Source organism: Microcoleus sp. Pol17C6 (assembly GCF_036701145.1).
GTDB lineage: Bacteria > Cyanobacteriota > Cyanobacteriia > Cyanobacteriales > Microcoleaceae > Microcoleus.
The window spans coordinates 47,303-64,461 of sequence record NZ_JAUBQH010000037.1; the positions used below are offsets into that span (position 1 = coordinate 47,303).

Below are 17,159 nucleotides of genomic sequence, written 5' to 3' on the forward strand. Positions count from 1 at the left end.
TTTGTTGAGCAAACTTCAGGTTATTCGTTAAAGTTGCTAATCCCCCTGTCTCAAGTGTGCTGTTGTTATTACTATCTAAAGCTGAAATGAGGTTATTGCTGGGAACTAAGGTTAAGTTTTTCATTTTTTTGAGAGTGGTAGAAAGTTGTGAGAATTCAATGGATTGTCATTGAATCTTTTTTTGAGTAACATTCAATGATTTAGAGAAGATAATCGAGAAGGGGAAAATCGCTACTTTTTTACCACTACAAAGTTTCACATCCAGATTCATCAATAAGGACTCCGGTTGGACAATCTCTGAGTTGTGATTCTACACGATTAAATAGTTTATACACATCCTCAATGACATCTGCCTCAGCTTTATTTGCCCGTCCTCTAGAAATTACCGAAGGATTGACTGGGGGCGGATTAAAAGTTAGTCTAATCTGCTTAGCTTCAATTTGACTAATCAAATAAACCGCTTGAATCCCACAACTACTACTAAGATTTAACTCCCGATCGATGCAGTAATTGTCCTCTTTTCTTCTTCCAGCAGCATGAATCCCGATTAATTCTCCATTTTGATTAAAAACTGGACCGCCACTCATCCCCGGTTTAGTCCAGTTATCATACATAATGTTATACCCCCCATTTGAAAAGGGAGTATCATCAACTTTAACTAACTTACCTGGACTAAAAACGCGCACAGTACCAGCAAACCCTTCTTCTGGTCTAGGCCAACCGGATAGATAAACTTGCTCATTAACTTGAATCTGTTCAGAATTACTCATAACAGCAGTTGTATAATCCTTATTACTGGTGAATTTGACTAAGGCGAGGTCAAATCCTCCGATGGGTAAATCGTCAGACTGATAGTTCCCAAATCGAATGATATTATCCCCAACATCGCGAACTAGATGAAATTCTTTATCCCAGGTCACAACCCCCCAACTCTCTCCAGGGTTAGGTTGTTGAACAACGTGGGTATTGGTGACTGCATAATAAATATTACCACTGCGGGCAACAATCACACCCGAACCGGCATCATATGTTTGTCGCCCTCCATCACTTTTTTTTATAGATTTCCCAATTAAAACTGTGGTTTGGGAAGACATCGCATCGATATCATCGGGTATAATTGCTTGAGAAGGTGAACTTAATAGAATTAAGCATAGCGCTGTAATTAACGCTAAAAACATCGATAAAATGCTATATCTTCGACGGGATATAATCATAATTGTTAATCTCATCAATTCTAATTGTATAAAAACTCTTGCTCATATTTCTAAAATAATGTTTCTGAAGCCGGAGGAGTTTTTGGTTTCTGAAACCGCGAAATGGGAATCGCCCAACTTAAGGATTCCATTTGTTGAAATAGCTCTTCTGAAGGAACTGTTCCATCCTCAAATTTAAACGCATCAATTCCTTGTAACGGATACTTAAGACGACCATTAATGCCAATTAATCGACCATATTGATTGAAAACTGGCCCTCCACTCATGCCATTTTCAACTTCATTGGTGTAACCGAGTTGGTATCCTTGGGGAAGCGTTCGGTTCAATAACATTCCCACCTTTCCCACCGTTAAACGGTACGCTTTATTTCCCCACTCCTTTGTACTTAAAGGTGAATTTTGGTTAGGCCAATACCAATTTGGAAATCCAGAGGCATAAACTAATTCTCCGAGTGCAAGGGGTTGTAAATCTATGGTAGCGACTCGATAAGATTGGTTACTGGTAAACTGAACTAAGGCTAAATCTAAGTTGGCGAACTGAACAGACCGTCGCCATTCAGCGTGATAGGATTGACCATCTGAGGTAAGAACCGTGTATTTGTTGTAATAGCTATTCTCCACAACATGATAGCAAGTCAATACTGTATAGGTTTGTCCTTGCCGATCGATAATTACACCCGATCCTAAACCGGGTTCTGTTAGGATTCTAACGGTAGCTTGTCTAGCAATTTCAGGAACTGCTACCCCGACTGCGGGTAAACGGGAAGTTAGTGTTTCGGAGAGTTGAACGGTTGCGGTATTAATGATTGAACTCTGGGGATGAGTTGGAAATGGAATCCCCCAACCCCTTGACAATTCCCGCAATACCGGACTAACGACGAATAATTGTAACCCAATTAAGGTAGATAATAACTCCATTGTGAGCCAATCAGTATCAAGTTTAAAAGAGTAGGGGATGCCTCTACAGGACAGCCCCTACAAAAGATTCTTTCTGGTTAATTTTTGGGGATTGATTACGATCAGAGTTTACAACCCGAAATCGCTGGGATCACCTTGAGGTGGAGACTCAGGTGCATAGGCCGGGTCGGAAGTTCCTAATTCCTGCTCTAAATCACTCATATCCACTTGTATTCCCTCACCACTCTTTTCCGTAATACTACTCGATCCTGATATTGAAAAATTCGTTAACTCTTGCAGAATTTGTCCAACGCGAGGTCGATTTTCTGGCTTGAGGGTAAACAACACATTGCCGGAGTTGCACCGAGATTGACCGCTCCCTAGAACACAAACCACCAGATCCTCGTTGACAACTCCAGTATGAAAACGTACTCCTGCAAAACTTCCTCCATTCGCCATGACTGCTTTGTGCAGTTTAGATGAAACCATTTCGCAGCGGGTTTCAGGAGAATATGTATCTCCAAAGTAATTTGTATCCCATGTAATAACGGGGAATTGTTTGCCATTCTTTTCAGCGACTGTTACTCTACCTGCACAACGAACAGTTGTCATTGCTGTGCGTGTACGACCAGGAGGAGGCACTACTGGGATGCCGCCACCAGGAGTCGGTCTAAGTCGTTGAGCTTGGGCTTCACTGGTTAACGTCACCATACCTGCGACAGCCATTGCTAAACATGAAAGGGAAGCGAGCGATTGAGATTTCATGATGTTTTTTTCCTAATAAAATAAGCGAAAGCATTGAATAAAAGCACCCAGGTTCTCGAGTTGTTACTATCAATCAATTAATCCGCAACTTTTTACGGCTTGTAACAACAACTCACAATATTGGTCCGCCGTCAGGCGGTGTATTGACTGGCCCTGGAGTGTCGCTAGGGGTTGGGGGAGCAGCATTCAGGGGGAAAATCTCTCCCGTTGTGCGATCGTAGGTGTAGTTCCCCGCCGGTACTTCTGAACTCGGTACAATACAGTAAACTTTGTCCCTTTCAAAAGCAATCCTAACCACAGCAGTCCCTGCATTACAATCGACACGAGTTGCTCCCCAACTATTGATCGTTGCAATATAGGGATCGGCAGGATTTTTAGGGATTAGCTCATTTTTCTCTGCATTGTAAACCCACTCTCCCGCATCCCAACCCCTTGTACATCTTTTTTCACCTCCAATGTCAATGACTGCGACGACAGCAGGAGAACTGCAAGCTGTTGAGGTTAAGCCGAGTTTTTTCATCAGCTGATCCGCATCAGACAACTTGTCTTGGGGTTCGACCACACCACCATTGCGTTTAACAAGAAGCGTGATGCTGTAGTTTCCAGGTAGATCGTTATTAGAAACTACACGAACTTTCCACTTCCCTCCAGTATCAATAGAGTTTTCCGAAAAAACTTCCTTTGTACCTCCATTTAAGTCGAGATTAAGAGGACCTATAGGTGCCTGATTGGGCGGATACACCATTAAAACAATATCAATTGCAGAGCCTTGCTCGCTCACAGCTGTGATTTGAATATTATCACCTGCTACAGCTTGAAAGGTGTGCTCTATTCCAGGATGAGATTTACCAGAAATAAGAAAAAGAGGTGATGAATCATCAATTCTCCCAGTAAGAGTCTTTGTGGACTCTAACGCCTGCTGTGCCATAACTGTGCTGTTAAAACCGGCTGTGGTCGCACCGATCAGAGCCGCGGTTAGAGCAATTCTTTGAAACTTAATGTATTTCATAGTCCTTATAACCTCCACATCCCGACTATAGATTAGATACCCAACTGCTGTAGGACTATATTGGCAATTGTTACAAAAGTTTAAAAAATTTAACCTATTCAGAGTCAAACTCCGAAGTTTAACTTCACTGTATTGTAATGCTTTTGCTTTGGAGGCGCTTGTTGCCCCCTGAACGGTACAGTTGGCATTTTCCTAAAAATTATCGCGTCCAGACTTTTGCAATAGGTTTATTGTTTAAGTACCCTTAAAAAATTCAAGCAAATAGCAGAAAAGCTTAGGGGTATTTGAAGCGAAACCTTCAAAAAATCCCATCCCTTTTTAGGGGTGGGAGTGTTGAAAATTATGAATTCTTAGTCCTCAGTCCTTAGTCCTCATTATTTAGTAGCAATTAATCAATAACTGGGTTTGTACCCAATTATTAATTATTCTGCTAGCAACCAACTGATGACTAATGACCAACGACTGATGACTAATAACTTAAGCTTGCCGCGAGTAGTATTCCACCACTAGCAGTTCGTTAATCTGTAGAGCAATCCACTCGCGTTCGATAACGCCGTTAACTTTGCCAACCAGTTTTTGCTTATCAAATTCCAAGTGATTCGGCAAGTGAGCCAAGCCTGGGTCTTTGAGATTAGCTTCTACCATTGTGCGCGAGCGCTCTCTATTTTTCACCGCAACCACATCACCAGGCTTGCACTGATAGCTGGCGATATTGACTTCACGGTCATTGACAGTTATGTGACCGTGATTTACCAATTGTCTAGCGGACGGAATGGTTGGAGCCATTCCCATCCGAAACACAGTATTGTCCAAGCGCATTTCCAAAAATTGCAGTAACACTTGACCTGTGGAGCCCGTGACACGGCGGGCTTTGCGGACGTAACGGAGCAGTTGGCGTTCCGTCACACCGTAATTGAAACGGAGTTTTTGCTTTTCTTGCAAGCGAACCGCATACTCAGAGAGCTTTTTGCGGTTTTGACCGTGCTGTCCAGGCGGATAATCTCGTCTGGGGGTTTTGCGGGTTAGACCCGGCAACTCTTTCAGGCGACGGACGATTCTCAATCGGGGGCCTCGATATCGAGACATTTATTTTCCTCTCTAATATCTGTATGCAATTTTATGCAGACTCTATATTATATGTTGGTAACGGTCAAAATTCAAATAAAGATCGATAAAAAAACGATCGACCGCAGCGCGAGCCATAATGTGAGGTAAATTCTGAAGGAAAAGCCGATCGATCGATCGCCCCAATCAGCCAAAAAAACTCACTACTCGATCTGCCATGCACAACCGCAATTTTTCCCGCACTTCTTCCCCAAAGCCAGCACCGACAGGCTCAAGCCCTACCGGGCGCTGGATATTGGCTCTCGGCACGCAGCTAGCAGCACTCGGTTTGTTGGCAACAGCACTGCCAATCTCGCCAGCATCAGCCATCACTATTAGAATCCCTCGCAATAGGAATCCCTATCGCGTCTGCGCCCTGGAACTAATCGAAGCCGGAGTGGGGGCAGAGGCAGCCGCCGCCGCTTGTGCTGACGCCCTCCGCCCCCGCGACATATCTAAATGTGCCCTCCAAATCAACCGCAAAACCAATATTTCTGGTGTCGAAGCGCTCTCTAGCTGTCGGCGGGTGAGGCGTCCCCAGGAATTGGCTACTTGCGTAGTGAATATTAACGGCAAAAGTCGAACTCAACCGGCAGATCCCCTGGTAGTGCTCGATGGATGCCGCCGCAGTTTATTGCCACAACAGTTTGCTGAATGCGTAGTCGGTTTGAGCGGCAGGCTCGACTTTCCCACTGACCGGTTAATCGCCACTTGTCTTGACCCCAGGGACAGCGTGAGCCAGTTGGACGGGCGTCCTGCACCTACCCCTCCTGTGGAGCTAATTCCACAGCCTTCGCCCCTCAATTAATCACTGTTAACAGTTAACAGTTGACTGTTGACTGTTGACTGACTAATGACTAATGACTGATGACTACTTTTTCCTAATCAAATGTCAGAAATTTTTGCTCAAATTACAGTCGAAGAATTAGCTCGCCAATTAGCAGAAACCAATGCTGAGAAATTGCAGCTTGTAGACGTGCGGGAACCTCACGAAATTGAACTCGCGGCGCTGCCGGGATTTGTAGCTTTTCCGCTGAGCGAGTTTGCCGAATGGTCTGGTGAAATTGACGCTAGACTCGATCGCGACAAAGAAACCCTAGTTCTGTGCCATCACGGAGTGCGATCGGCTCAAATGTGCCATTGGTTAACTGAGCGAGGATTTACCAACGTTAAAAATATTGTTGGCGGCATCGATGCTTACTCAATCGTGGTCGATCGAACCGTCCCCCGCTATTAACATCAAATCCAGTTCTTAACTATCGTTTTTTTAGAGTCCGCGCAGGCGGACTTTGTGTGTGTATAAATCGATTATATTCCCCCGGAATGAGCTAATTAACAGCAGCAAATCGAAAATTTAAAAGCGTACTCATAGTGATCCGATCGCGCCCCTGCCTTTTCGAGTCATAAAGAGCCTCATCAGCCGCCAGTAGCAGGGTTATCGCATCATTTTCCTCACTCGGAACAACGCTGGCAATTCCTAAACTAATCGTTACCACAGAATTAGGCAGACCGTCAAGACTCTTCGGGTTAAAAACAATATTTAAATCTTTCACTTTCGCTCGAATTTGTTCGGCAACAACCACAGCCGCCGATCCATCAGTTGCAGGTAAAATCACAGCAAATTCCTCGCCCCCGTAGCGAGCAGCTACATCAGCAGGACGCTGGAGCGATCGGTGAATGGTCTGAGCTACCGATCGCAAACAATCATCTCCTGCTTGATGTCCGTACGTATCATTATATATTTTGAAATAATCGAGATCGCACAAAATTAAGGATATCGGAGAACCCTCGCGAGCCATGTGTTTCCATTCGGTTCGCAAGCAACTATCAAAATGCCGTCTGTTGCCAATTTGAGTAAGTTCATCCACATTCACCAAAGCTTGCAGCCTTTGATTTTCTTGCTGCAACTCCTCCAAAGCAACAGCCGACCACTTGTCCTCGCACAAATTTTGCCCTTGAAAATACAGCCGATATAATTCGCAAGACAAACTACAGCTATTTCCCTCTAATTTGACCAGTCCCATGCTGTCTAACTGATAAGCCATCAAAGGTTCGAGGTGAATGCTATTTTTAGCATCGACAACTTGTTGGAATGCGGAGGCGAGTTCGGGCTGCTGTTGAATGGCGATCGACTGATTTTGCAAGTAGTCGCTATAAATTCCGCTGTGAGTAGGAGCTGCTGTTAACAGTTCTGCCAACTCGGCTCGCCCCAGTTCCTCCCCAGGCTCATCCCGATCGACGGACAGGCGGTTTTGTTGCAAAATTGCCAAGTGATACAGCGCTAAATGCACTAAATAAGGATGCCCGCCTACCATGTTCATTAATTGCTGTATCGGATCGCGATCGCTCCAATTTAGTCCGTATCTGCCCGCCAAATCTTGAACTTGTTCCGCAGTAAATTCTGAGAGTTTAATCGGCATTCCTACATTAAAGGGAGATTGATTAACATTCAAATCAATATAAATTGCTGTTGAATGAATAACCACGGTGCGGAGTTTTTGCCAAGTTGGGCTACCGCGAGCTTGTTCGTACCAAAAACGGATCACTGACAGAAAATCTTGAGCAATATTGGTGCGTTCAAATACTCGATTTATTTCGTTGATCGCCAAGACAACAGGACTGTCAATTTGTGCGAGCAAATAGTTTTCAAAGTAAATAGTGCAGCTTACCTTGCTGCCCATATCTTCATCCCAGAATTCATCAATATTTGGTTCGAGTTTGAGTTGCCGAGAGACATTGACACAAAGCCAGCGCAAAAATTTATCTAAACTACCAAAAACGGCTGTGTCGGCTTGCTGAAAGTCTAAAGTTACTGTGCGGTATCCACGATCGACTGCCGCGTCAATTATCCGCAGCATCAGCGAACTTTTGCCCATTTTTTTAGGAGCTTTAATGCGAACAAGGCCTCCGGGTTTGCTAATTTCTGCACAGGCCAGGGCTTCGGCCCCTGAGCGCTCAATATAAAATGGAGAGTCAAGCGGTATGGGGCCGCCGGGAAAATCTAGGTCGGCAACTGTTTGGATCAAGTTTGGTGATTTTTGGAGTCCTGCCATAGTCCTTGCACAAGGCGATACCCTGACTGTATCTTACCTTTGTCAGGTTAGTAGGTAGACGAGCGGTGTCCAAGATCGATCGACAATCCTAAAAAATCTAAGTTTTTAGGGACTTCCCGGAACTGACTTTGCTATAGTAGTGTCACTTTACCCAGTCTCAAACCCTGCTTCAACACGGCTCTGCAGATCGACAAAAATTCGACGGTAGCCCAGACGCGATCATTCTTGGCTTTTACCGGAAAAATAACTCGTCGGTCGTCGAGGTCGCGCAGGAAGAGCCCCTATCTAAGGAGAAATAATCATTGTCACGCCGCTACCTGTTTACCTCTGAATCCGTCACTGAAGGCCATCCCGATAAAATCTGCGATCAAATTTCAGATACGATTTTAGATGCCTTACTGACTGAAGACCCCAAAAGCCGCGTCGCAGCCGAAGTTGTCGTCAACACCGGCTTAATGCTGCTGACGGGCGAAATTACCACTAAAGCTCAGGTAAATTACATAGAATTAGCCCGGAAAAAAATAGCCGATATTGGCTACATCCACGCTGACAACGGCTTTTCGGCCAATAGTTGCTCAGTGTTGGTGGCTCTTGATTCTCAGTCTCCCGATATTGCTCAAGGGGTAAACACAGCCCACGAAAGCCGGGAACAATCGAGTGAAGAGGAATTGGACGCCATCGGCGCTGGCGACCAAGGTTTGATGTTCGGTTTTGCTTGCAACGAAACGCCGGAAATGATGCCTCTGCCGATCAGTTTAGCGCACCGGATTTGCCGTCAACTGGCAGCAGTCCGCAAAACCGGTCAGTTATCTTACCTGCGTCCCGACGGCAAAAGCCAAGTTACAGTCATCTATGAGGACGGCAAACCTGTTGGCATAGATACGATTTTAATTTCTACGCAGCACACCGAAACGATCGGCGACATCACAGACACAGCCGCAGTTCAAGCCAAAATCAAAGAAGACCTTTGGACTGCTATCGTCCAACCCGTGTTTGCCGATATTAGCGTGAAGCCGGATGCAGAAACTCGCTTCCTTGTCAACCCCACCGGCAAATTTGTGGTCGGCGGGCCTCAAGGAGATTCGGGTTTGACCGGCCGCAAAATTATTGTGGATACCTACGGTGGCTATTCCCGCCACGGCGGCGGCGCTTTTTCTGGGAAAGACCCCACCAAGGTAGACCGCAGCGCGGCTTATGCTTGTCGCTACGTTGCTAAAAATATCGTAGCGGCTGGTTTGGCCGAAAAGTGCGAAGTGCAGTTGAGTTATGCGATCGGCGTTGCGCGGCCGGTTAGCATGATGATCGAAACTTTTGGCACTGGAAAAATTGATGACGATCGCCTTTTAGAAGTTGTGAAGCAGCATTTTGAACTGCGTCCTGCGGGCATCATCCAGGCATTTAACTTGCAGAATTTGCCTGCTGAAAGAGGCGGCCGTTTCTATCAAGATGTGGCGGCTTACGGTCACTTCGGACGCACTGATTTAGATTTGCCTTGGGAGGAAACTGATAAGGCGGAACTTTTGAAAGAAGCTTTGAGCCAGAAGTTGTCTGGAGTAGCGGGATAGTACAATGTTGGGGTGCGCGCAGCGCACCTTATCCATAAATAATATAGGGTGCTACCAATGAATGTAGGGTGCGTACTTCGCACCTTATTCATAAATAATATTGGGTGTTTTGCTGCCCATCTTATCCATAAATAATACCGGGTACTACCAATCAATAACGTAGCGGGCGCAGTGCCCACCTTACAAAAAAAAGATTAAATAAATAAATGGGATTTTTCACACCTTTCCAATCAGCAATTCGCAGTTTTGCCTCTTCCCTCCAACAGCGGTTGGCGACGACTGGATTTTCTGAACCAAATCCAGCAACGCTGCCCAGTTCGTTTGCGACTAAAAATCCTGGTGGAATTCGCGGCGTTTGGATAACCACCACTGACTCCAAAGTTCTCACATCAAAAGAGCGAATTGCTGAAGCAATGGACTTTCTCGCCGATACGGGATTTAATACCATTTTTCCTATAATTTGGAGCCAGGGTTATACGGCTTATCCTTCTAAAATTATGCGAGAAAAATTTGGGGTGGAAATTGACTCGCGCTATCAAGGTCGCGACCCCTTAGCAGAAATATGTGTTGAGGCAAAGAGAGTTGGTTTAAAAGTTATTCCTTGTTTTGAATACGGATTTGTGAGTTCTTACAATCGCAAGGGCGGTCATTTGCTGGCGAAAAAACCTGAGTGGACCGCCCGTGATGCCAGCGGCAATTTACTTAAAAAAAATAACTTTGACTGGATGAATTCTCTTGACTCGGAAGTGCAAGACTTTGTGATGGGATTGATGCTGGAAGTTGCTAAGAATTATCCGGTAAACGGGGTTCAAGGAGACGATCGCATTGCGTTTCCGGTAGAAGGCGGTTACGACGAAAAAACGGTTAAACGCTATCGAGAAGAGTGCGGTAAAGCAGCACCATCGGATTGTAAAGAGCAACATTGGGTGCAGTGGCGTGCTAATATTATTACTGAGTTTGTAGCTCGTTTACACCGAGAAGTGAAAGCTATTAATCCTGATTTGTTGCTATCGATGTCGCCGAGTCCTTATGACTGGGGACTGGTGGAATATTTGCAAGATTCTAAAGCTTGGGTTGACAAAAATTTGGTCGATCTCTTTCACCCGCAGTTTTATCGCCGCGATTTTAATGCTTACAAACAATTGGTCGATAAAATGATGTCGGGACAGCTTAGTGGGCAGCAAGTAAAGTGCGTGTCGCCCGGTATTTTGTTGACGAATCGAGGCAGCAAATATAGCATAACTCCCGAACTGTTGTTGCAAGTAATTGCTTACAACCGCTCTCTCGGGATTCAAGGAGAAGTGATGTTTTTTTACGAAGGTTTGCGAGATAACGATAACGCTTTGGCTAAGGTTTTGAAAAAAGGGCCCTATGCTCGTTGAGAGATTGTCCCGCAATCAAGCTGTTTCCGGTTGGCTGCGGTCAACCCCGCCGATCGCTATTTCAAACCAAGTTGGTATAAAATAAGATGTTGCACCATTCTCAATAAGCTTTGATGAACAGGCAAGATGGCTGTTCCACAAAGGGTGAGTTTTCTTGTGGAACAGCTATCTTGCCTGTTGCTGACAATGGTGCAAGATGTGAAGATAAAATGATATAGCAGAGTTAGGCTATCTCAAAACCCAGCAATGCGAAGCAGCAAGCGCTACTAATTGTCAAGGTGATTGCCCAAACAAACCCAATAATTAATAATTGGGGAGTTGCAAAAATAGTGGAATAAGACATATTTTAGAAGTGGGTGCAAGCTTTTTTTTAGAAGTAGCGTTTTGTAGACACCATATTTTTTAAAGACAGTTTAAAAGAGCAATCTCAACCGCTCGCCAAAATATTAGGATAAATCAGTGAACTCAGCCGCAAGCCTCATCCAAGAGCTACCCGAGCTCAGCGATGCTCAATTCAATCAAAAATATTTGAAACAAAAACAAGGGATGCACACCTTGGCGACTATATTGCCGCAAGTAGAACAGCAAAGTCTGGCTTTGCGCGCAGTAAAATTAGCTCTAAAAGTAAATTTAAAACTCGGCTCGAAGCTAGCAGGAACGGTAAAGCCAGAATTTCAAACAGCCACCATAAAATTAATCGACAAAATCCCCGCTTCGCCGCTGCTCAAAATTCAACTGCTGGCCCTAACAAGTTCCGATCGGGCAATTCCGATGCTGGTGGTCGCATTGAACCACAAAGAAAGTGCCGTGCGCCTTGATGCGATTCGAGCGATCGGGAAAATCGCCTCCGAAGCTGCAGTAATTGAATTAGCCCGATCGCTCGAATCCAAAGATTCCCAAATCCAAGCTTGGGCGGCTTGGGCTTTAGGAGAAATTGACTCGAAACCAGCAGCCGCAGCACTGCTCAAAGCCATTAAGCACCCAGAGTCCAAGGTGCGCGCCTGGGCTGTTTGGGCCTTGGGCAAAATTAACCCGAAAACAGCCGTCCCCGCGCTGCTCAACGCCCTCAAACACCAAGACTCCGAGGTGCGCTGGCGGGCGGCGGTCAACTGCGGGAAAATCGGCGTCTCTGAGGTAGTTCCCGGGCTGCTGAATGCCCTCAGAGACGAAAATCACATCGTCCGCGCTAGGGCGGCGGCTGCTTTGGGGAAAATCGGGGATTGTGAAGCAGTACCCGGCTTAGTAGAATTGCTTCACGATGATCCCGACTCCTATGCAGTTTCTTTGAGGGCCGCCGAGGCCTTGGGACAAATCGGCACGGAAACGGCTGTGGCGGGGCTGGTGCAAGCCCTCAACCATGACGACTCAGACGTGCGCGGCAGTGCAGTTTCTGCCTTGGGGGAAATCAGCAGCGAGGTGGCTCTGGTGGCCGTAATCGGGTCGCTCTCGGATCGAGACATTTTCGTGCGTGGCAGGGGGGCGGTTGCCCTTGGGAACATCAATACAGAGGGAGATGCTAAATTGCCAAAAATGGTCGTCGCGGGGCTGGCGAGCGCAATTGGCGACAGCGAATCTTATGTGCGGTGGAGAGTTGCTGCTGCTTTGGGGGAAATTGGGACAGAGGAAGCTGTGGCAGGTTTGGTGCGGCTGCTGGGAGACGAAACTTCTGGAGTGCGCCAAAAGGCTGTTAAATCCCTTGGTCAAATTGGCTCAACGGCTGCTATTTTGGCTCTGGAAACAGCTTTAAATCGCGAATTTGCTGACGTTCGGGCGCTGGCTGCCCAATACTTGGCGGATGTCAGCACTCAGGCAGAAACAGTTGATTTAGATCCCTCAGTCTCGGCAGATTTCTCGAAGGAAAAACTGCCGGACATCCTGATAGCTTCGCAAGTAGAAGCCAGCCAATACATTGTTGAACGCCCTGCGCGACGCGAGATTAAATACCTGATCTCGATCGGCAGTCCGGGTGTGCCCGAACCCAAAACTTTCGATCAAATCCCAAACCGAATGTGCCTGGAGTTTAACGACCTCGACACCCCCGTTGACGACCCCGATCAAATCTTGCCTACCCTTGAGGATGTACGGAAAATTATTGACTTCGCCCTCAAAATGTCGTCGCAGGGAGGCAGTTTGCTCATCTGCTGCCAAAGTGGGATCAGCCGTTCAACGGCCACAGCTTTGACTGTTTGTGCTGCGCTGTTGGGTCGCGGCAAAGAACGGGAAGCTTGGGCGGTTGTGCTCGCCGCCAGACCCCAAGCCAAGCCGAATCGCTGGATGGTACACTTGGCCGATGAAGCTTTGGGTAGAGACGGTAAGCTAGCACTGGCGATCGAATCGACCACCGCAACTCCAGAACTCGCAATCGCCAACAGTTGACTCGCAGAAACTGGGTTTCTTTTCGCAAGCGCTACAGTTATACTCAACTAACGACACTTCACCTCAGACTTGTCTGTGCGGGGCAACGATGCCAAAAGTCGATCGCCAGGGTGCAAAAGTTTGATCGGCTGCTGCATTTGTGACATTCTGTGCTAAGAAGTTGTCGGATGCTCAACAAAAACCGTCAAGCAATCGTCGCATTGCTGGCAGCCAAAGTCTAAAGCGAAGGAATCGGGTGCATTGTCAACAGACAATATCAGCTTTGGGCTACTCACAGGCAAAACAGGTCAGAGAGAATTTTCTGCCTGCAGAATTCCATGCTTGGATAAAATTTTCTTTATTTTGCCTGCTACAGACTTTTACAAGCCGAAAAAGTAATTTGACAACAGCCATCAACAGCCTAATTATCTATTAGACATCCACCGAATTTAAGTTTCTCCTCTGAATCGACAAGAGTTTCAGATCCTTTTTCGCAGATGTCTACTGGAAAATAGACAAGATTTCCCGTTTGGAAAACTTAACAGGGTGGTAGATTTCAACAGAATACAGGGGTTGCATATGTCAAAAATTAACTTGCTAAAAAAAACAGGGAACGAAGCAAGTTTATCGGTTGCCGTTTCGGAATACCAGGGCGAGTTCAATCCAGAAGAACCATTTAACCCGCAGAAAGAACCTGTGGCAACGCGAAAGGTAAACCCAAAAAATAGCAAAGTAGGTAAACTGATGCCGCTCTTTATTTCTGAACAAGTCGCTTCTATAGAAACCCCACATAAGAAAATCCCCAGCCAGGATTTTGTAGAAACATCATGCTTAAAACTCCGCAAAATGTTGCCATCTAAAATTGGCGGTTGGTCCATCCATAAAAAAATTGGCGGCGGGTATTTCCTGGCAATAGGAATCGGATTCATTGGCTCCCTGAGCGGGCTGGTGATTGCCGATTACTACCAAGGACAAGGATTAGAACAATTCAATGACGCTCACCTACAAGCGCAATTGCTGGGCAATTTTAAAGATGCAGCGCTGGCCGCACAATTGCAGGGAGCGCAGCTAGATTCTTTTGTAGATAATCCTGCCAAGCTGGGATTGAAAGAAGAGCAGTTTGTCAAGAGTATTGTTCAGGCAAAAGAGCTGCGGTTACGCATAGAGCAGTTTGCCGACAGCCAACCTGCTTGGCTGGCAGTAAAGCCGGAAGTTCTCAAAAGTTTACTGCAAGATTGCACCGAAGATTTAGAATCCTACGCCGATACTCTCAAGCCAACTTTGCAGGAAATCCAGCAATCGCAACTGTCACCTGGGGAGATAGAGTCGGCCAGAAAAATTTTGGCGACAGTAAGCGGAGAAGGTGTAAAGCAGCTTAACAGCAGCCTTGAGGAATTGAGCAAAATCCTCGATATTGCCCAGCAGCAAGAGGGGCAAGGCGGTGAAGTGATGGAGGAGGCTCAAGGAATGGAAAAAGCCATAATTATTATTAGTATGCTGCTGTCGGTAGTGGTGGCGGGAATTGTTGCTGACCGTACCAGTCGGGCGATCGCCAAACCAGTGGTGAGCGTCACTCAGATTGCCGAACAAGTTGCCGCCGAGTCGAATTTTGATTTGCGAGCCCCCGTCACTGGACAAGACGAGATAGGCTCGTTAGCTGTGTCTCTCAATCACCTGATCGAGCGAGTTTCCCAACATACAAAAGAATTGAAACAAGCTAAGGAAGCCGCCGTCACCGCTAACACTGCTAAAAGCCAGTTTTTAGCCAATATGAGCCACGAGTTGCGGACTCCTTTAAATGCGATTATCGGCTACAGTCAACTACTTTCAGAAGATGCCCAAGATGCGGGTTTTGATGAGTTTGTACCCGACTTGGACAAGATTCAGACGGCGGGTACGCACCTGCTATCTTTGATTAATGATATCCTCGATTTTTCAAAAATTGAAGCGGGGGGTATGAAACTCGAAATCCAGGAGTTTGACATCGAATCCCTGGTTGACAATGTTGCGTGTGCCGCGAAACCGTGGGTAGAGAAAAATGGCAATGTTTTAGAAATAGAGTGCGATCGAACTGCAGGTATCATGCACGCAGATTTCAAGAAAGTGCGGCAGGTTTTGATGCACTTGCTGAGTAATGCTGCTAAGTTCACCAAAAACGGCAGGGTGAAACTGAGTGTCAGGCGCATTGAAGGAAGCGGAAAATTGAATACAGCAGATCGATCGGGGATTGACGATTCAATACCTGCCGATGAAACTCCTCCTGCGGCGATCGCTTGTCCCCTGCTGAATGTTGAAGAGTCGGATTGGATTTGCTTATCCGTTAAGGATACCGGAATTGGAATGTCGGAAGAACAACAGCACAAATTGTTTGAAGCTTTTGTGCAAGCTGACTGTTCAACAACGCGACCTTACGACGGCGCTGGATTGGGGCTGACACTTAGTCGCTACTACTGTCACATGATGGGCGGGGAAATTTTGGTAGAAAGCGAAGAGGGGAAAGGGTCTATTTTCACTGTGCGGATACCCGCAGGAAATGGGTAATGTGATGTTTGGGCGAGAGATTTAGGGGGTAGGCAGAGGGGCGAAAATTTATGTTTCAAACCTCTGGCGGTATGTCCCAATGCTTTAGTCTGGCTAGTGGGGGCGATCGCACTCTATTAATTCTAATTGGTTATTTTACCAATCCAAACAGCACAAACCACTGGCTCCTGAACTCCAACCTAAATCGATTCTAATAAATTTCATTTAGTATTATTGAACCGCGAAGATGCGAAGGAAGAATCAGGAAGAATCAGGAAGAAGTAGATAATCTTCTACGGGGAAAAAAGTAAAAGATCGATCGCACAAACTGCACTCAACTTTTATCTTGTTTCTCATCGGATTGTGGGGACTGTTTTTGCATTTGTTTTTGACGTTCCCTCACAGCTTGTTCCAAAATGAATGCTGACAAGCCGCTGATTGAACGGCGTTCCTCATTGGCCCACTCTTGAAGTAGGTCATAGATTCCTTCTCCTATCGAGGTTGATATGCGTTTAGACATTAGAGGTTAATTGTTTCTTATTTAAGCCGATCGTCATTGTCCAGTATTTTAGACAATCTTGTCGATAATGCAGCAGTGTGTTGCATTATGCTGCATTGTGCGCTATATTCTTAGAGAGTCAAAAGCCAGCGCTGAACTTTTGCAGGGCCCGCGCTGGCTGAGGGTTCCCCAAATACAAGGAGACAATCCACATAAAAGGAGACTATTACTATGGTAAAGCCTGTGAGCGACGGCAGCGAATATAACCGCGGCTATCAACAAGCTTTGAATGATTTTGGCATCACGCAACTGCTGTCGGGTATTCGCAGCTACTCTGATGAGGACTTTGATGCCGATCGCGCGCGCATGACTGGGCCAGAGATCGAAAGCTTTGCGGTGTTTCTGATTCTGCGCGTCGGGGCGAATCTCAAAGGAAGTACGATCGCCCGCTACGTCAACTCTCTCAGAAAAGCCAATTCTCCGACGATCGCCGATCGCCCCGCGATCGAACTCAACTCAAATTCGATCTCGAAAACACCTGAAAAGTCAAAGGGGGGCGATCGCAATTCTTGGGCGATCGTCCGCATTTTACCGAATGCTGAGCACTATACAATTGCGCGTTTTGTCAATCGCCAAGATGCGGACGATCGTTTGAGGGCTTTGTGTCGGTTTATTCCTGATGGAGTGTTTGAGGTTGTGTGGGTGTCGGCTGTTTAAAGATATAGCGTTTCTCAGATAGATGAGGTACAATAACAGCAGTGAGTAAACCAATTCCTCATATCGGATAATGTAACTTC

At 46.2% G+C, this 17,159-nt stretch carries 14 protein-coding genes; 7 read left to right on the forward strand and 7 right to left on the reverse strand.

From position 1 onward, the window contains the following. Positions 1-245: 245 nt before the first annotated feature. The 5 genes from QUA25_RS18760 to rpsD form a co-directional block, all read right to left on the reverse strand. Positions 246-1,214 (reverse strand): serine protease, encoded by a 969-nt coding sequence (locus tag QUA25_RS18760; RefSeq protein WP_333040409.1) that lies wholly within the window; start codon positions 1,212-1,214, stop codon positions 246-248. A gap of 50 nt (positions 1,215-1,264) precedes the next feature. Beyond that, a complete protein-coding gene (locus tag QUA25_RS18765; RefSeq protein ID WP_333040410.1) occupies positions 1,265-2,131 on the reverse strand; it encodes a serine protease in 867 nt (288 codons plus the stop codon). Between the two features lie 108 nt (positions 2,132-2,239). Further along, positions 2,240-2,875 carry a COP23 domain-containing protein gene (locus QUA25_RS18770; RefSeq protein WP_333040411.1) on the reverse strand — a complete coding sequence of 212 codons (636 nt, stop codon included), beginning with the start codon at positions 2,873-2,875 and terminating at the stop codon, positions 2,240-2,242. A 112-nt stretch (positions 2,876-2,987) separates the two neighbouring features. Next, complete coding sequence (locus QUA25_RS18775) at positions 2,988-3,884, reverse strand: hypothetical protein (RefSeq protein WP_333040413.1); 897 nt, start codon at positions 3,882-3,884, stop codon at positions 2,988-2,990. Between the two features lie 477 nt (positions 3,885-4,361). Beyond that, positions 4,362-4,970, reverse strand: a complete 609-nt coding sequence (rpsD, locus tag QUA25_RS18780; RefSeq protein WP_172190738.1) for a 30S ribosomal protein S4 — start codon at positions 4,968-4,970, stop codon at positions 4,362-4,364. Between the two features lie 196 nt (positions 4,971-5,166). On the opposite strand from rpsD, the gene QUA25_RS18785 reads away from it, so the two are divergent. After that, entirely contained in the window at positions 5,167-5,796 is a 630-nt protein-coding gene (locus QUA25_RS18785; RefSeq protein WP_333040416.1) for a hypothetical protein, read from the forward strand. An 81-nt stretch (positions 5,797-5,877) separates the two neighbouring features. Further along, a complete protein-coding gene (locus QUA25_RS18790; protein ID WP_333040418.1) occupies positions 5,878-6,225 on the forward strand; it encodes a rhodanese-like domain-containing protein in 348 nt (115 codons plus the stop codon). Positions 6,226-6,316: 91 nt separating this feature from the next. Here QUA25_RS18790 and QUA25_RS18795 read toward each other — a convergent pair whose 3' ends face one another. Next, entirely contained in the window at positions 6,317-8,041 is a 1,725-nt protein-coding gene (locus QUA25_RS18795) for an AAA-like domain-containing protein (protein WP_333040419.1), read from the reverse strand. Between the two features lie 302 nt (positions 8,042-8,343). Here QUA25_RS18795 and metK point away from each other — a divergent pair, with 302 nt between their 5' ends. The 4 genes from metK to QUA25_RS18815 all read left to right on the forward strand — a co-directional run bounded on the left by metK (position 8,344) and on the right by QUA25_RS18815 (position 15,884). After that, on the forward strand, positions 8,344-9,606 hold the full coding sequence (metK, locus tag QUA25_RS18800) for a methionine adenosyltransferase (protein WP_333040421.1): 1,263 nt from the start codon (positions 8,344-8,346) through the stop codon (positions 9,604-9,606). Between the two features lie 206 nt (positions 9,607-9,812). Then, the gene (locus QUA25_RS18805) at positions 9,813-10,988 is read left to right on the forward strand and encodes a family 10 glycosylhydrolase (RefSeq protein WP_333040423.1); all 1,176 of its coding nucleotides are present in this window, start codon (positions 9,813-9,815) and stop codon (positions 10,986-10,988) included. Between the two features lie 459 nt (positions 10,989-11,447). Then, positions 11,448-13,364 carry a HEAT repeat domain-containing protein gene (locus QUA25_RS18810; RefSeq protein ID WP_333040424.1) on the forward strand — a complete coding sequence of 639 codons (1,917 nt, stop codon included), beginning with the start codon at positions 11,448-11,450 and terminating at the stop codon, positions 13,362-13,364. A gap of 558 nt (positions 13,365-13,922) precedes the next feature. Further along, positions 13,923-15,884, forward strand: a complete 1,962-nt coding sequence (locus tag QUA25_RS18815) for a HAMP domain-containing sensor histidine kinase (RefSeq protein WP_333040426.1) — start codon at positions 13,923-13,925, stop codon at positions 15,882-15,884. Between the two features lie 313 nt (positions 15,885-16,197). On the opposite strand, the gene QUA25_RS18820 is transcribed toward QUA25_RS18815, so the two are convergent. Next, positions 16,198-16,383 (reverse strand): ribbon-helix-helix domain-containing protein, encoded by a 186-nt coding sequence (locus QUA25_RS18820; RefSeq protein ID WP_333040427.1) that lies wholly within the window; start codon positions 16,381-16,383, stop codon positions 16,198-16,200. Positions 16,384-16,593: 210 nt separating this feature from the next. On the opposite strand from QUA25_RS18820, the gene QUA25_RS18825 reads away from it, so the two are divergent. Then, entirely contained in the window at positions 16,594-17,079 is a 486-nt protein-coding gene (locus QUA25_RS18825; RefSeq protein WP_333040429.1) for a hypothetical protein, read from the forward strand. Positions 17,080-17,159 lie beyond the last annotated feature (80 nt).

Coding starts and splice junctions, on each gene's coding strand:
- QUA25_RS18785 (WP_333040416.1), top strand. CDS start 5,167: ATGCACAACCGCAATTTTTCCCGCACTTCTTCCCCAAAGCCAGCACCG.
- QUA25_RS18765 (WP_333040410.1), bottom strand. CDS start 2,131: ATGGAGTTATTATCTACCTTAATTGGGTTACAATTATTCGTCGTTAGT.
- QUA25_RS18795 (WP_333040419.1), bottom strand. CDS start 8,041: ATGGCAGGACTCCAAAAATCACCAAACTTGATCCAAACAGTTGCCGAC.
- QUA25_RS18825 (WP_333040429.1), top strand. CDS start 16,594: ATGGTAAAGCCTGTGAGCGACGGCAGCGAATATAACCGCGGCTATCAA.
- QUA25_RS18790 (WP_333040418.1), top strand. CDS start 5,878: ATGTCAGAAATTTTTGCTCAAATTACAGTCGAAGAATTAGCTCGCCAA.
- QUA25_RS18770 (WP_333040411.1), bottom strand. CDS start 2,875: ATGAAATCTCAATCGCTCGCTTCCCTTTCATGTTTAGCAATGGCTGTC.
- QUA25_RS18820 (WP_333040427.1), bottom strand. CDS start 16,383: ATGTCTAAACGCATATCAACCTCGATAGGAGAAGGAATCTATGACCTA.
- QUA25_RS18805 (WP_333040423.1), top strand. CDS start 9,813: ATGGGATTTTTCACACCTTTCCAATCAGCAATTCGCAGTTTTGCCTCT.
- QUA25_RS18760 (WP_333040409.1), bottom strand. CDS start 1,214: ATGATTATATCCCGTCGAAGATATAGCATTTTATCGATGTTTTTAGCG.
- QUA25_RS18815 (WP_333040426.1), top strand. CDS start 13,923: ATGTCAAAAATTAACTTGCTAAAAAAAACAGGGAACGAAGCAAGTTTA.
- rpsD (WP_172190738.1), bottom strand. CDS start 4,970: ATGTCTCGATATCGAGGCCCCCGATTGAGAATCGTCCGTCGCCTGAAA.
- QUA25_RS18775 (WP_333040413.1), bottom strand. CDS start 3,884: ATGAAATACATTAAGTTTCAAAGAATTGCTCTAACCGCGGCTCTGATC.